Below are 15,238 nucleotides of genomic sequence, written 5' to 3' on the forward strand. Positions count from 1 at the left end.
CGAGGTCCGCCTGGTTCAGGGCGCGTCTGCGTCGCCAGCGGCCGGAGCCGCGAGCGACGCTCTAGCAAGTGCGCGACCTGATTGTTGCGATGACGCAGAATGGCCGGATGATCTACGCCTCGCTCGGCGTCACGCTCTGACGGACGACGGCTCGGCCGCGCCGCGCACCGCATCGCGGAACCACTGCTGCGCCAAATCGCGGTGGTGGCGCTCGTGCCAGTACATGCGCACCTCGAAGCGGGGGAGCTTCACCGGCGGGACGAGCCGCTCGCGCCCCTCGTCGTCGTAGCCCTCGATGCGCACCGCCGCCTCGACGTTGAAACCATCGAGCTCCACCGTGAGCGGCCCACGGCGCTTCGGCTCGAACCGCGCTTCGCCTCCATCGTCCGGCGGCACGACGGTCTCGTCCTCAATCCTCACGAACTCGCCCCCGCGGAGCGCGACCTCAGCGCAAGCGTCAAGCGCACTCCGTTCCGGCGCTTCGTTCGAGCGCTCTTCGTTCGGACGCTCGTCGAGCAGGCCGCACTTTCGCAGCCAGCGGAGCGTGCGCTCTCGGATGCGCTGCACGATGTCCTCGAGCTCCTCGTGTGATGGCGCGCCGATCTCGCGGAAGGCCTGGCTGGCAGAATCCATTCCTGGCAGTCCTCACGCCCGCTCTCGGCGGAAAGCGGGTCGTGTTCCCGATACCCATCGACCGGAAGGTGTTTCTCGAGGTGATGCACCGGCTCGTCACCGAGCGCCATCTTCGGCCCATCATCGACAGTACCGTTACCCTGGACGCGGTCCAGGAGGCCTATGCCTACGTTGCGTCCGGACAGAAGACGGGCAACGTGGTGCTGAAGCTCACTCCGTGAGGGGCCTGTGCTCCCCCATATCTCCATGGAGCCTTATCGCTCGACGAATCGCGACGACGGGGAGGCATAGCGGCAGGCGGGCCGCGAAGAAGGCTGACATGACCGCCAATCTCCTCTTTCCCTTGCGTCCATCGCGCCCTTTCGGTCCGCTTTTCTTTCTCCCCAGGCTGCCCAGCGCCAGGGCGCCGGTGGCCGCAGCGGCGGCCGGCACCCGCCGACCTCAAGGGGGCCGGCGCCACGCCCGCAGACGGCGGGGGCCATCGACGCCGCCCAGGCTCGCGTGTGCTGGCGTCGCCGGCCCTTTCTGGTGCAGGATCCGACCATGGGCAAGCCTGCGCTCGACCTCTCCAAGCTCACCGCCGACGAGAAGCTCGACCTGATCGATGACCTCTGGCGAAGCCTCGCTTCGGACGATCTTCCCCTGAGCTCCGAGCTTCGCGCTGAGCTCGATCGCCGCCTGGATCGCCTCGAGCTCGAAGGCCCCATCGGTGCCTCCTGGGAGGACGTCCGTGCCGAGATGACCACCGGCGAGTCGTGAGCCGCGTTGTCTTCCTCGCCGAAGCTCGCACCGAAGCCATCGAGACCTTCCGCTGGTACGAGGAGCAGCGGTCTGGGCTCGGCGCCGCCCAACAACCGGCGCCGACCGACGGTGCCGCGCGATTCGCGCGCGTGCCCGCGGCAGGGCCGCAAAGCGTCGCTCAGCGGATCGGGCCGGCGACCCTCGGGGGCGAGGCGGGGGCCGCTTCAGCGGCCGGCTCGAGCGGGGCGCAGCCGTCGGCGGCGAAGGGGCCGATCGCCGGCGCGCCCTTGACGAACGCCGAGAGGCGGCGCATCCGCTCGGCGAACGCCGCCTCGGTGTCGGCGCGCCGCGGGTCGGCGGCGAGCGGGACGGTCCCGAGGCCCTCGCTGCGCACGGGGCAGATCTCGGCGAGGGGCGCCGCGCCCCGCCGCAGGCGCAGGCGCGCGAGCATCGCGAGCTCGACAGCGGGGCCGGTCCTCTTCACCTTCATGAGGAAGTTGCCGAGGCTGTAGAAGATGGGCCGGCCGCGGCGGAGCTCGATGCCCTGGAGCACGTGCGGGTGATGGCCGACGAAGGCGTCGGCGCCCGCGTCGATGGCGGCGCCGGCGAGCGCGCGCGCCTGGGGCAGCGGAGTGTCCAGGTACTCGGTGCCGCCGTGGTAGCTCACGATGACCGCGTCCACGCCGGGCTGCTTGCGCGCGGCGCGCACCGCGGCGGCGAGCCCGTCCCGCTCCGCGGCCGCGACGAACTCCCGCCCCGGGTGCTGCCAGAGCGAGCCCTGGTTCCAGATGCCGGTCACGGCGAGCAGCGCCACGCGGAAGCCGCGGCGCTCGATGATCGCCGGCGCGTACGCCTGGAGCCGCGTCCGGCCGGCGCCCACGTAGGCGACGCCCACGCGCTCCAGGTGGCCGAGCGTCTCGAGGAACGCGCTCTTGCCGTAGTCCCACATGTGGTTGTTCGCGAGCGACACCACGCTGATGCCGGCGCGCGCGAGCACGTCCGCGCCGGCCGGCGGGCCCGTGAACACGAGCGGCTGGAGCCGGTGCTGGGTCTCCCCGCCCTGGTCGCTGAGCTGGTTCTCGAGGTTGACGAAGCGCACGTCGGCGGAGGCGAGCAGCGCCGCGACCGGGGCGAACGGATCGTGCGCCGGATTGCGGAGCAGCTCCTGGCCGAGCGCCTTGCCGAGGCAGACATCGCCGCCCGCGAGGAGCGTGATCGCGTCGGCCGGCGCGGGCGGCGCGGCGGGGACGGCGGGCGATGCGGCGGCGGCGGGCGTGTCGCGGGGCGCCGCGGAGGCGTCGCGGCGCGCAGCCGGCGCGACGGCGGGCGGTGGGGCGAGCCCGGCGCCGACGTTCGCGGGCTGCTCGCAGCCGATCTGCGCGGCCGCGGCGCACATCGCGAGGAAGAAAGGGGCGGGGCGCATCTCGAGCGGCTTCTCGGCGCGCATTATCCACCGGGGCATGACCGCGTCCAAGAATCCCGATCGGGCAGACCTGTCCGCTCATCCAGCGGTGTTGACCGCCGCACCCGAGCGCCGCCTGTCGCTCGACGTGAATGCCTTGAGCGCCAGGAGGACCGAGGCGACGCGGCCGCGCGCGGGGCGCGGCGCGGCCGGGAGAGCTGCCCGAGGCGCTAGAAGAGCTTCTTCGCGAGCCCGAGCGCGCCCTGCTTCCAGGGGACGCGGTGCGTGATCCCCGACTGGGACGCGAAGCTGTCACGGTGGCTGCTGTACCAGTCGAGGTTCCGGAGCAACGCGTCCTTGTTGGAGTACTTCGGCGTGAAGCCGAGCTTCTCCTCCGCCTTGTCGATCGACACGAACGAATCCTTCGAGGCGGTCTCGTAAACCCACTTGTACAGCGGCGACACCTTGAGCGCCTCCAGCGCCCGGAGGGACAGGATCGCGGGCGCGGCGGGCAGCGGGATGATCCGCTTCCCGAAGCCTGCCCGATCGAGCACGGCCTGGTAGTCCTCCTTCATCGTGGTGAACTCCTTCGCGCCGATGTTGAACGTGTCGTTCACCGCGGACGCGTCGAGCGTCAGGCAACGGTAGATCGCCTCGCAGAGATCCTCGACGTCGAGGAGCTGATAGCGGTTGTTGCCGTCGCCGATCATCGGGAAGTTGTGCCCGTCGAGCGCCCAGTCGTAGAGCAGCGCAAAGACGCCGAGCCGCTCTGGCCCGATGAACGACTTCGGTCGAAGGATGGAGGTCACGAGCCCCCGGGCGCGCGCCTCGAGGCACACCATCTCCGCCTGGATCTTCGCCTGCCCGTACGGCCCCACGCCCACGAGGCGATCGGTCTCCACGAGGGGGTGATGATCGGGGATGCCATAGACCGCCGTCGAGGAGATATGGACCGCCCGCTTCACGCCGAGCCGGAGGGCCGTATCCATGACCGTCCGGGTCCCCTCCACGTCCGTCGTGTAGATCTCGTCGGGCGTGTAGAGCGGCAGGGCCGCGGCCGTATGGACGACGAGGTCGGCGCCCGTCATCGCCGCTTCCACCGCTCGACCGTCGCGGATATCCCCCAGCGCGGCGACCACCCGGTCCTTCTCCGGATAGTCGAAGGGGAGGACGTCGAACGACACGACCCCGTACCCGCGATCGAGCAGGTAGCGTACGAGGTTGATCCCCAAGAAGCCCGAACCGCCCGTGATGAAGACCTTCTGCTGTGCCATCGAGGACTGTAACTCCCTTCAATGCGTGTGTTTCACGAGGCTCCGGCGCGTCCGGCGCTCCGGATCATGATCGTTGACGAGCGCGCGGCGCCGGCGCCGTGATCGCCGGCGCCGAGCTCGCCGTGTGCATGGGTCTGCGTCGCGCTACAACCCGAGCACGTAGGCGAAGATGAGCGGCGCCACGATGGTGGCGTCGCTCTCGATGATGTGCTTGGGGGTGTCGATGCCGAGCTTTCCCCAGGTGATCTTCTCGTTGGGAACGGCGCCGCTGTACGAGCCGTAGGACGTCGTCGAGTCGCTGATCTGGCAGAAATAGGACCAGAAGGGGACGTCTTTCCAGCCGAGATCCTGGTACATCATGGGCACGACGCAGATGGGGAAGTCGCCCGCGATGCCGCCGCCGATCTGGAAGAAGCCGACGCCCTTGCCGCCGGAGCTCGCGCGGTACCAGGCGGCGAGCGAGGTCATGTACTCGATGCCGCTCTTCATCGTCGTCGCCTTGAGCTCTCCCTTCACGACGTAGCTGGCGAAGATGTTGCCCATCGTCGAGTCCTCCCAGCCGGGCACCACGATCGGGAGGTTACGCTCGGCGGCCGCGATCATCCAGGAGTCCTTGGGATCGATCTCGTAGTCGCCCGCCATCACGCCGCTCTGGAGCAGCTTGTACATGAACTCGTGGGGAAAGCAGCGCTCGCCCCGGGCGTCGGCGTCCTTCCAGAGCTCGACCACCCTGTGCTGGATCTTCCGGAAAGCCTCCTCCTCGGGGATGCAGGTGTCCGTGACGCGGTTGAGCCCGCTCTCGAGGAGCTCCCACTCCTGCGCCGGCGTGAGGTCGCGCCAGCCGGGGATTCGCTTGTAATGCTTGTGCGCCACGAGGTTCATGATGTCCTCCTCGAGGTTGGCGCCGGTGCACGAGATGATGTCCACCTTCCCCTTGCGGATCATCTCGGCGAGGGAGACCCCCAGCTCGGCGGTGCTCATCGCGCCTGCGAGCGACACGAGCATCTTGCCCCCGTCCGCGAGGTGGCGCTCGTATCCGGCTGCGGCATCGACCAGCGCGGCGGCGTTGAAGTGCCGATAGTGGTGTCGAATGAACTCGGATACGGGGCCCCTGGTCTGGCTCATGGCTTCATTACTCTGTAGGTTCGGAGGGATCGCCTGAAAAGGCGAGGTGCCCCATAGCACGCACCTCGATCTGTGGCACGACCTGTCTGTGTCGTGACACAGGACATCCGGTGGCGATGACGGGCCGGGCGAGCCGGCGGCAGTGGCCGGCGCTGGGGCGCGGGGCCATGCTCCGGGCCGGGTTCCATGACACAGGAGCAGACCGTGACAGCGCCCGCGGAGGATGGCGAGCGAGCGGGCCGCGTCGCCGGGCTCGCGGGCGTGGTGCTGTGCGGCGGGCAGAGCCGCCGGATGGGGCGCCCCAAGGCGTGGCTGCCGTTCGGGGGCGAGGCGCTCCTCCAGCGGGTCGTGCGGCGCCTCGGCGAGGCGGCCTGGCCGATCGCGGTGGTCGCGGCGCCGGGGCAGGCGCTGCCGCCGCTGCCGGACGGGGTGCTGCTCGTGCGCGATCCGGTGGAGGGCCGCGGGCCGATGCAGGGCATCGCGGTCGGGCTCGAGGCGGTCGCGCCGCTGGCCGAGCGGGCGGTCGTCACCTCGACCGACGCCCCCTTCCTGCACCCCGCGCTCGTGCGGCGCCTCGCGGAGCTCCAGGCAGGCGGCCCTGCCATCGCCGTGCCGCGGGCGGACGGCCGCCATCACCCGCTCTGCGCGGTGTACGCCTGCTCGGTGCGCGGCGAGGCGGCGGCCCTGCTCGCCGAGGGCCAGCTGCGGCTGACCACCCTGTTCGAGCGGGCGCGCACGCGGGTCGCGGGGCCGGAGCTGCTGCTCGAGGATCCGGAGCTCCGCGCCGCCGATCCGGACCTGCGATCGCTGCGCAACGTCAACACGCCCGAGGAGTACGCGGCGGCGCTGCGCGAGCTCTACGGCGCGCCGCCGGGCTGATCCCTCGCGATCAGGATCCGCTGCTCACCGTGCCTGGGCAGGACCACCTGATCCGGCCCGAGCCCGCGCGCCGCCATGACGCGCCGGAGCTCGCGCGGCGCCTCGCCGAGCGTGTCGGTGCTGTTGATGAAGGTGTCGAAATGGATGGCCATCATCCGCCGCGCCCCGAGATCGAGGTAGGCCTGGACCGCCTCCGCCGGATCGACATGCTTGGTCTCCATGAACTCGCGCGGCCCGACCGGCGCGATCGGCATGAGGGCCAGATCGATCGCGGGGAATCGCGCGCGCGTCTTCACGAAGAGATCGCGATCATAGGCGGTATCGCCGCCGAAGTAGACCGTGATCCCGTGGTACTCGACGACATAGCCCGTGAAGCTCTCCGTCATCCAGTCCCGGTCCAGCCCGTAGCGATAACCGGAGTGCCGCACCGGAACCGCCGTGATCTTCAGATCGCCTTGCCGCCACGTCGTCCAGGTCGGGACCTCGACCGAATCGAAGCGGTAATTGGGCACGTAGACGAGCCCGCCCCGGGGCACGAGCAGCGTCCGGACCTTCGGCTCGATCAGGGACAGCGAGCCGAGCGAGAGGTGGTCGAAGTGCATGTGCGAGATGAGGACGGCGTCGATGGGCGGCAGGTCCTCCGGATCGAGCCCCGGCTCGACGAGCCGCTTCACGATGAGCCCCACGGTGTCTGTGAAGACGGGGTCCGTCAGGATGAGCTTGTCGTCGATCTGCACGAGCACGGTCGCGTGCCCGACCCAGAGGACCGCGAGCCGCGCCTCGGGCCGGTAAGGCGCGCGCACCTTGCCCGGCACGGCCCGCGGGCTCGCGAACAGCCTCGCCACGTTGCCCTCGAGGATGCGCGCGGGCACGCTGCACGACAGGCCCGCGAGCGCGAGGAGCGCCGCGGCGAGCAGTCGAGCAGGCGGCGAGGAGGGGCGCGGGGCCATGCGCGGCGTCAGAAATATCGAATGCTGAGCGTGAACGTGGTCGATCGCAAGGCGGCTGTCGGCGTATGGGTCACCTGGACGCCCAGGGCGCCGAAGAGGGTATAGACCCCCGCCTCGTACGAGGCGCCCAGCCCCTCGCGCGCGTAGACCGCCGAGCCGCCGAGCGAGCAGGACATGTAGTCTCCCCGGTGGAGGAGCGGAAAATAGGCGCGGACACCGCCCCGGAGCATCCAGCGCTCGCCGAGCGCGCCCGGACGGGCGATGTACTCGGGAGAGCCGAAGAGCTCGATCGAGCCGGCGTGGCGCGTGAGCGGCTCCACGACGAACGCGCGCCACGGCGAGAGCTTGCGGTTGATCCCGAACGAGTAGAGCAGCGGCGTCACCTGCCAGCGGATCCCGAGGTGCGCCTCGCCCGGTCCGATCCACAGCGCGGGGCTCGGCGCGAGCTGGACGAGGAGCCAGGGCAGCGTGAGGCGGATGCCGGGCTCGGTGGCGGCGGCGGTCGCGGCGGCCTGACGCGGCCCTTCAGGCGCCGCGTCCGCGCGTGCGAGCGGCCAGCCGAGGACGGCGGCGCAGGCGGCCAGCGCGGGGGCGCGGCGTCGGGCGATGCGGCGCGCTCGGGGCATGTCGCGGCTTACGGCGCTGCGCCGAACACCCTGCCGAGCTGCTTGTACAGGAACCGCGCCGCGTGCTCTCCATAGGGCGTCTGCGGGGCGTACACGTCGGGCGAGGCGATCGGCGCGTTCGCCGCCAGCGCGCCCGGCCGGCCGAGCCGGCCGAGATCCTCGCAGAGCGCCTCCATCGAGGGATACCGGTTCTCCGGCCGCTTGCGCAGGCATTTCATGATCACCGCCTCGAGCGCGCTCGCCACCGGGCCCCCACCCAGGTTGGGCGGCGGGGGCGGCGTCGTGAGCTGATGGGCCAGCACCATGGCATCTTCCATGGCCGGCGCCGGCGCCAGCGCCGGGGACGAGCTCCGCGTGACGCTGAAGGGGAGCCGGCCGGAGGACATCCGGTACATGAGCATGCCGAAGCCGTAGACGTCCGTGCGCGCGTCGGGCGGATCGCTGATGGTCTGTTCCGGCGCCATGTACTCCAGGGTGCCGACCGTCACCCCGGCCTGGGTGAGCCCCGAGTGCTCGTACAGCTTGGCAAACCCGAAGTCGACGACCTTGGCCGTCCAGGCGTCCCCCTTCTCGCCCACGAGGAACACGTTGGCAGGCTTCACGTCGCGGTGGACGATCCCCGCGCGGTGGGCCGCGCCGAGCCCGGCGGCGGCCTGCAGGAGGATGGGGACGCCGGCCTCCGGCGACAGCCGCCTCTCGCGCACGAGCAGCGAGCTCAGCGACTCTCCGAAGAGGAACTCCATCACGAGGTACGGCGACTCTTCATGAAGACCGACGTCGAGGACCGCGACGATGTTCGGGTGCTCGACCGTGGCCGCGGCCTTGGCCTCGAGGAGGAACCGCGCCTTCAGCTTGGGCACGCGGCGAAGCCTCGGCTCCAGCAGCTTCAGCGCGACGGGCGCGCCGCTCTGCGTGTCCTCCGCCAGGAACACCTGCGCCATGGCGCCGCTGCCGATCAGGCCCCGCACCCGGTACCGCCCGGCGACGACGGTGCCCACTTGCTCGGTGGGCCTCGACCGGATCCGCCGGATGTCGAGGCTCTGGACCAGCTTCTCCCCGTCGTGCGGGCAGAAGCGGTGGTCTTCCGCGTACCGCCGGTGGCAACGAGGGCACAGCATGGAGGTCCCGTTCCGGGCATAGCCCCTCCACCGCCCTCTTTGCAAGGCCCCACCTCCCGCGCCGCGGGGCAACGGGGGTTACAGCACGTCACCGCGCGCTCACGACGCGCGCGGCGTCTCCGACGCGAGCTTCGCCGCGGGCTCGTTGATCCGGACCGTCTCGACGAGGCTGAAGTCGTCCAGATTGTGCGTGGCGCCCGAGACGCGCCAGCCCCGGCACCGCCGGGGCAGCCCGTCGAGCTGGTCGGCGAACGAGCTCGCCCACGCCTCGATGTCGCCCGGTCGCTCGTCGGGCGACAGGGCGAGCGCCGTGGTGAACGCGCCGTCGACCGCCGGCGGCGTCCCCGGGAGGAGCGACGAGACAGGCGGCGGGACAGCGCGCGAGAGGCTCGACAGGAGGGTGGAGTGCTCGTCTCCGGTCACGACGCGCCGCCCGGTGAGCGCCTGATAGGCGACCGCCGCGAAGGAGTAGATATCGCAGCGCGCGTCCACCGGCTTGCCGCTCGCCTGCTCGGGGGCCATGTACAGCGGCGTCCCCAGGAACAGGCCCACGGACGTCACGCCGGCGTCGGCCGACATCTCCTTGGCGATGCCGAAATCGAGGATTTTGACGCGGAAACCGCCCGGGGACGTCGACGGGACCAGGTGGATGTTCTCCGGCTTCACGTCGCGATGCACGAGCCCCGCCGCGTGCGCGGCCCCGAGCGCCGACGCGCCCTCGCGCAGCAGCAGCGCGACCTGGGGCGGCGTCCCGGGCCCGTTGTGCTGCATGGCGTGCGCCAGATTGCAGCCGTCCAGCCACTCCATCACGATATAGAGCGAGCCGTCCTCGATCTCGCCCGAGTCGTACACCTCGACGACCGACGGGTGCTGGATGCGCGCGACGAGGCGCGCCTCGCGCTCGAAGCGCGCGCGCACATCGTCGTTGTGGAAGAGCTCTGTCCGGATGGCCTTGACGGCGACCTTGCGCCCGAGCCGCTCGTCCTGGGCCTGGAACACCCGGCCCATACCGCCCTCCGCGACGACCCGGGTCAGGCGATATCGCCCCGCGATGCGGTAAGGGAACGGCCGCGGCATGGTCAGCGGGGCGCCGTCGTCGCTGCACTGCGGCGTGTTCTGGTCGTAGCAGCGGTGGCAGCGCGGGCACATGTGCAGGACGTCGATCCCGCGGCCCACCATGTCCTCGAGCGTCGCTCTCCGGCGCTCCGCCGCGCCGGCGAGCTCCTTGCGCAGGCGCGACAGCTCGAGCGCGCTGCCGAGGTGGTGAGCGAACGAGTCGACGAGCCGCTTCGTCGTGTCGCTCCACACAAGGCGGCTCCCGACGACGACCAGGGCGCCGTGGATGTCGCCCGACAGGCCGACGACGGGGACCACGACATCCGACGACCGCAGGAACGACTGCCTGGCGAGCGCGGCGCTGCGGACCGACTCGGTCGACGGGGCCTCGGTGGTCGTCTCGGTGAGGCTGACCATCCGCTGCTCCTCGGCCTTCCACACCGCGACCTCGAGCGCCCCGATGGCCTCGGCGACCTGCGTCGCCGCGGCGGACGACCACGTCGCCACGTCGTCGAGCGCCTGCGCCGAGGAGGCGGCGAGCTCCGCGAGCTTCTCCTGCTCCTCCGCGAGCTGGCGCGCGAAGTACTGCACCGCGGCGTAGGCGATGGCCGACACCGTGAGGATGTTCATCGCGAAGAAGCAGGCGATGAGGGCCGGGGGCGTCGCCGGCGCGTGCGCCGAGAGCAGGGGATCGACGGCGCCGGCGATCACCACGAGGAGCGCGTAGGCGGTGAACCAGGGGATGGACGCCCGCGACCCGTGAAACAGCAAGAAGGTCAGCGGCGCGAGGAGCGCCCACAGGACGACGCCGCTCGAGGCGACGAACCCTCCACGGCTCGCGTGCATGAGGAACGGCAGCGCGAAGATGAGCAGCGCCTGGCGGAAGCGGAACCCGGAGAACGCCTTGGTCCGGCCGAAGTGGACGAGGCTCAGGACAGTGCAAATCACGTAGCCGAGCGGAATCGCCGCCGAGCGAACATCCCCGCTCGCCGCATAGGCGATCACCCAGACGGGACACGCGCCCGCCTTGAGCACGGCCGTGAGCGTGAGAATCCGTTTGTGCTGGCGCAGCCCCGGATCGTCCCCTGGCTTCAGCCCGAGCCGAGCGATGGCCTGCGACAACCTCATTTCCGTCGAGTGTACGACGATGGCCAGGCGGCCTCAAGCATCGCGCGCTCGTGTCAATCAGGTGAATCGGGGCAATCGTGTCAACGGACGCGCCTTCGTCAGGCGCCGCCGGGGTCGAGCTCGGTGAGCCGGCCCACGAGCGGGTCGTCGGTGCCGAGCTGCTCGAAGCTGACCGGATCGCTCTTCTCGAGGGCTGTCAGGAGCTGGCCCAGCCCGCGCCGCGATCCGTAGTAGTTCGACATCTCGTGATCCTCGTCGGTGATGCAGGCGCGCACCGCGCTGCGCGAGACCTGCGGGAGCCGCAGCGCCTTGAGCGCCATCGACCACAGGCCGTCGATGAAGTTCTGATCCGCGGGGAACTCCAGGAGACCGGCCATCGTGAGGAGCATGGCGCAGCGCTGGCCCCGCGGCGTCGACAGCGCCTCTCCGCCGGAGAGATGGCCGAGATCGAAGGCGCGGCGCATGGCGTCGGCCGCGCACAGCAGGCGCTTCAGCTCCTGGGCCGCGTGGCTCAGGTGGCTGTGGAACATGACCTCGACCGAGAGGCCGCCGAGCGCGCCCTGGGCCTCCTGATAGCGGGTGACGGCCGGGAGCCGCCCGAGGTCCTGCTGCGCGGCCTTGCCGGTGGGCACGTCGTGCGGCGGCTCGCGGTGGCTGTAGAAGCCCCCCGACTGGAAGACATAGTAGAGCTCGCTCTGGCCCGCGAGCCCGGCCCAGATATCCGAGTACTGCGCGACGCGATTGAGGCTGCCCGCCGCCCAGTTGAGCCCCGCCGCGGCGTCGCCGCTGATCTGCGACGCGCTCACCCCCGGGTCGCGCGGCGTCATCGAGCCCTCGATGTCCTCGGCGATCTCCGTGAGCTGGAAGTCGAGGAAGCCGTCGTAGTAATCGGCGCGCCCGTCGCGGTTCACGTCGGAGTAGCGGGCGACGACGAGCGGGTGCGAGGGCCCGACGAACTGCGAGAACCCGGGGGCCTGCGCCTGGGGGTGGCGCCATTGCGCCTTGCGGATGCGGGCGTCCAGCTCGGTGTGCGGCGCGCGCTCGCTCATCCCGCGCAGCGCGGCGACGAAGCAATCGATCCCCTCGGAGGAGCTGACCACGCCGTCCGACCCGACCCGGAAATACGTCGAGTCCCACGAAGAGTAGATGTCTGCGTCGGGGAACATCTGGGAGATGGCAAAGCGCGTGGTGAGCCCCGCGCATTGCGAGTTCATCATCAGCTTGTAGCCCTCCTGCCGCACCTTCACCGCGGCCGCGCGGAGGTCGAAGGCGCCGAGCTGGGCGTGCCGGTTGATGAGCAATCCGAGGAAGAACGTCATCCCCATCTCGAGGTTCTCGTCGCGCGGCGTGGCCGTGCGGGCAAAGACGCGGATGGGCTCGCCGGCGGGCGTCTTGAAGGGGGCCTCGAAGGCGCGGTAAGGGTTCGAGCCGCTCGGCGACGGGGGCGCCTCGGGCGGGAGCGCGATCGGCTTGAAGCCGTAGGTCGACACGAGGATGCGGCACTCGCCCTCGTGGAACTCCGAGGCGCTGCACACGGCGAAGCTCCACGGGCCCGTGAGCTCGTCGTAGGGCGGCGCCTCGCGGAGCAGCCCGCGGACGAGCCCCCGCGCGCGCTCCTGCTGGGCCGCCGTGAGCGCCGGGGCGCGCAGCTGGAGCAGGTGGATCGCGTGGGCGCGCAGCGCCGGCCGGGCCGCCTCGTCGCCCGCCTCCTCGTCGATGAGCGCCAGGATCAGCTCGGCGGCGCGCTCGGCGACCGACGCGAAGCCGCGGTCGTCCAGCGACGTCGCGATGAGGTGCGACAGGACGGTCACCGCCGCCGAGCGGAGGGTCGCGGCCCCGACCGGATCGCGCTTCGCCTCCTCGCCGCCCACGACCGCGAGCTCGAGCGCCGCGCGCGCCTGATCCAGGAGCGCCATGCCCCGGCCCGCCGAGAGCCGCTCCTTGCGCACCGGCTCCTCCGGATGGAACGCGCTCGGCGGGAAGAGCTGCGTGAAGGTGCTCGTCCGCCTCGAGGAGATCCACCGCGCGGCGGTGACGAGGGCGTCCCGGGCGGCGGGCCCGTCGGGGCCGTGGGTCGGGCTCGCGCTGAACACCCCGACGGGCAGGAGCCAGAGCGGCGCGGCGCCCTCGCGCCCGGCGGTCAGATCGAGCGGGGCCGCCTGCGACGCCACGCCCGGATCCGGGACGATCTCGACGGTGGAGACGGCCACGGCCTGCAGCCGCCGGCGCACCGGCGAGCGCCTGGCAAACGCGATGAGCACCGCCTTGCCCTCGCGCTCCCGGAGCGCCGCGAGGCTCTCGGCGGGCACCGGCGCCTGCAGCGAGATGGCATAGTCGCTGTCGCTCACCGCCGCTGCGAGCAGGTGAATGCCCGGCGTGGACTTGCGCTCTTCGAAAGCGGACGACGCGGCCGGCCCTACGGCATCCACCGTGCCAGGCAGGTCGACGATCCCGTGGGGGGAACGGATCCGGACGATGACTTCGGTAGGCATGCCTCTCTCCTAAGCAGGTGAGAGAACGTCACCCTGTCCAGGAGCTGGCGCAACAGGAATCCGACTCTGCCCGAACGCCGTCTCAACCCGTCACGACAGCGGTCAGGGAGAGCCTTATGCTCGATCTTCGGGGCTTCGGGGCTTCGGGGTTTTCCCTTAAGGCATCTCCGGTTGATCCGGAGTTGGCTTGCGCACCTCGTTGCTCGGCGGCGCGTCGGTGTCGCTCGGCGCGTTGGCCGCCGGCGCGAAGAGGAAGAGGCGCGGCGCCTCCTGGGACCTGGAGGTCGAACAGCGAAGCAGCGACAGGCCTGCTCCGGCGGCGAGGAGCACGCCGGCGGCGAGGAGCTTGAGCCCTGCGCTCTTCGCCCCGCGCTCCCTCGCCGGCGAGGCGGCCGCTCCCTCGTCCACGAGCGCGGCGGCATCGCCGGACGCCGCCGGCGGCCGGCGATCGAAGAGCGCCGCGTCGCCTCGCGGCGCCTCGAGGGCGACCGCGCCGGCGCGGCGCGCGGACAGCGGAGAGCTCGACGGCGGCGCTGGCAGGAGGCTGCCCGCGCGCAGCGTCGCGGTCGAGGCCTCCCCGTCCAGATCGGCGGCGCCGGCCGAGACAGGTCCGCTGATGCGGGCCTCGATCGCGTGCGCGTCGCCCTCCGGCTCCCGCGGCGCCGCGGGGGGCCCGAACGGGCGGAGCGCGGCGGCCGCGTAGCGCGCGAGGAGCGCGCCGACCTCGCGGAGATCCGCGGGGCGCTGCGCGCGGTCCGGGCTGAGCATGCGATCGATCATCGCCGCGACGTCGGCGGGCAGCCCCGGCGCGATCTCCCCGATCGGCCGGATGGTCCCGGTGAGGATCCGCTTCAGCACCTTGCCCATGTTCTCGGCCTCGGTGGGCCGGACCGAGGTGAGGCACTCGTAGAGGATGACGCCGAGCGACCAGATGTCGGCGCGGTGATCGACGTCGTGCTCGCCGAGGATCTGCTCGGGCGACATGTAATACGGGGTCCCGAGCATCTCGCCGGTGCTTGTGCGCCCCGAGGTCCAGCCGGTCTCGCCGTGCGCTGCGGTGAGCTTGGCGATGCCGAAATCGAGCACCCTGATCCGGGCGCTCGCGTCGTCATGCCGGTCGTCCGGGACGCAGGGCACCGGCGCGGCGCTGCGGCTCTCCGCGTCGAGGACGCAGGGCACCGGCGCGGCGCTGCAGTCCTCCTCGGCGGCGCGGGGGTCGGGCCCGGGCGCGCCCTGCGACGCGGCCACGTCGGGCGCGAGCAGGAAGATGTTGTCGGGCTTGAGGTCGCGGTGGACGATGCCCAGGGCGTGCGCGGTGCCGACCGCCGAGATGACCGGCAGCAGGATGCGCGACAGCTCGGGGAGGGGGACCTGCGCCTCTCGCACGAGCTTGTCGCGGAGCGACTCCCCCTCGAGCAGATCCATGACCAGGAACGGGGTCCCGTCGTCGAGCTCCAGCACGTCGTGGATGGACGGCACGTTCGGGTGATCGACCGCGGCCGCCGCGCGCGCTTCCCGGAGGAGGCGCCGGCGGATCGAGGCGTCCTCCGTCGCGCCGGGGCGCAACAGCTTCAACGCCACACGCTCGCCGCTCGCGAGGTGGGTGGCGGCCCAGATGACCCCCATGCCTCCCTCGGCCAGCTGGCGATCGACCCGGTAGCGACTCGCCACCAGGGCGCCCGGGACCAGGTGATTGGTCACGCGTAGACAGGATACCACGCGCCGTCCGCGCGGCCGGCGCCACGCGCCTGAGACGCCATAACGCCGCTCAGGTCGGACAAATATGCGAGAGACGCAGCGCGCCGAGCCCGGGA

At 71.5% G+C, this 15,238-nt stretch carries 13 protein-coding genes; 3 read left to right on the forward strand and 10 right to left on the reverse strand.

What is annotated here, in order from left to right:
- Window positions 1–129: 129 nt before the first annotated feature.
- Window positions 130–633 (reverse strand): hypothetical protein, encoded by a 504-nt coding sequence (locus WMF36_RS47360; RefSeq protein ID WP_437577467.1) that lies wholly within the window; start codon window positions 631–633, stop codon window positions 130–132.
- A gap of 41 nt (window positions 634–674) precedes the next feature.
- Here WMF36_RS47360 and WMF36_RS47365 point away from each other — a divergent pair, with 41 nt between their 5' ends.
- Together WMF36_RS47365 and WMF36_RS47370 are read left to right on the forward strand one after the other, a co-directional pair.
- Complete coding sequence (locus WMF36_RS47365) at window positions 675–854, forward strand: zinc-binding dehydrogenase (protein WP_437577468.1); 180 nt, start codon at window positions 675–677, stop codon at window positions 852–854.
- 322 nt (window positions 855–1,176) lie between these two features.
- Window positions 1,177–1,392: an addiction module protein gene (locus tag WMF36_RS47370; protein ID WP_437577469.1), complete on the forward strand. Its 216-nt coding sequence runs from the start codon at window positions 1,177–1,179 to the stop codon at window positions 1,390–1,392.
- 160 nt (window positions 1,393–1,552) lie between these two features.
- Here the strand turns inward: WMF36_RS47370 and WMF36_RS47375 are convergent, their stop codons facing one another.
- From WMF36_RS47375 to WMF36_RS47385, 3 genes are all read right to left on the reverse strand, one after another.
- Window positions 1,553–2,836, reverse strand: coding sequence for a CapA family protein (locus WMF36_RS47375; RefSeq protein ID WP_437577470.1), 1,284 nt, complete (start codon window positions 2,834–2,836; stop codon window positions 1,553–1,555).
- Between the two features lie 170 nt (window positions 2,837–3,006).
- Complete coding sequence (locus WMF36_RS47380) at window positions 3,007–4,050, reverse strand: NAD-dependent epimerase/dehydratase family protein (RefSeq protein WP_437577471.1); 1,044 nt, start codon at window positions 4,048–4,050, stop codon at window positions 3,007–3,009.
- Window positions 4,051–4,194: 144 nt separating this feature from the next.
- The gene (locus tag WMF36_RS47385; protein ID WP_437577472.1) at window positions 4,195–5,175 is read right to left on the reverse strand and encodes a deoxyhypusine synthase family protein; all 981 of its coding nucleotides are present in this window, start codon (window positions 5,173–5,175) and stop codon (window positions 4,195–4,197) included.
- 204 nt (window positions 5,176–5,379) lie between these two features.
- On the opposite strand from WMF36_RS47385, the gene mobA reads away from it, so the two are divergent.
- Complete coding sequence (mobA, locus tag WMF36_RS47390) at window positions 5,380–6,054, forward strand: molybdenum cofactor guanylyltransferase (RefSeq protein ID WP_437577473.1); 675 nt, start codon at window positions 5,380–5,382, stop codon at window positions 6,052–6,054.
- Here mobA and WMF36_RS47395 read toward each other — a convergent pair.
- From WMF36_RS47395 to WMF36_RS47420, 6 genes are all read right to left on the reverse strand, one after another.
- On the reverse strand, window positions 6,033–7,004 hold the full coding sequence (locus WMF36_RS47395; protein ID WP_437577474.1) for an MBL fold metallo-hydrolase: 972 nt from the start codon (window positions 7,002–7,004) through the stop codon (window positions 6,033–6,035). The genes mobA and WMF36_RS47395 overlap by 22 nt on opposite strands.
- An 8-nt stretch (window positions 7,005–7,012) precedes the next feature.
- Window positions 7,013–7,630, reverse strand: coding sequence for a hypothetical protein (locus tag WMF36_RS47400; protein WP_437577475.1), 618 nt, complete (start codon window positions 7,628–7,630; stop codon window positions 7,013–7,015).
- 8 nt (window positions 7,631–7,638) lie between these two features.
- On the reverse strand, window positions 7,639–8,748 hold the full coding sequence (locus tag WMF36_RS47405; protein WP_437577476.1) for a serine/threonine-protein kinase: 1,110 nt from the start codon (window positions 8,746–8,748) through the stop codon (window positions 7,639–7,641).
- Window positions 8,749–8,847: 99 nt separating this feature from the next.
- On the reverse strand, window positions 8,848–10,932 hold the full coding sequence (locus tag WMF36_RS47410) for a serine/threonine-protein kinase (RefSeq protein ID WP_437577477.1): 2,085 nt from the start codon (window positions 10,930–10,932) through the stop codon (window positions 8,848–8,850).
- Between the two features lie 98 nt (window positions 10,933–11,030).
- The gene (locus tag WMF36_RS47415; RefSeq protein ID WP_437577478.1) at window positions 11,031–13,424 is read right to left on the reverse strand and encodes a hypothetical protein; all 2,394 of its coding nucleotides are present in this window, start codon (window positions 13,422–13,424) and stop codon (window positions 11,031–11,033) included.
- Window positions 13,425–13,580: 156 nt separating this feature from the next.
- A complete protein-coding gene (locus WMF36_RS47420; protein ID WP_437577479.1) occupies window positions 13,581–15,125 on the reverse strand; it encodes a protein kinase domain-containing protein in 1,545 nt (514 codons plus the stop codon).
- Window positions 15,126–15,238 lie beyond the last annotated feature (113 nt).

The sequence above is a fragment of the Sorangium sp. So ce887 genome (assembly GCF_051521455.1).
GTDB lineage: Bacteria > Myxococcota_A > Polyangia > Polyangiales > Polyangiaceae > Sorangium.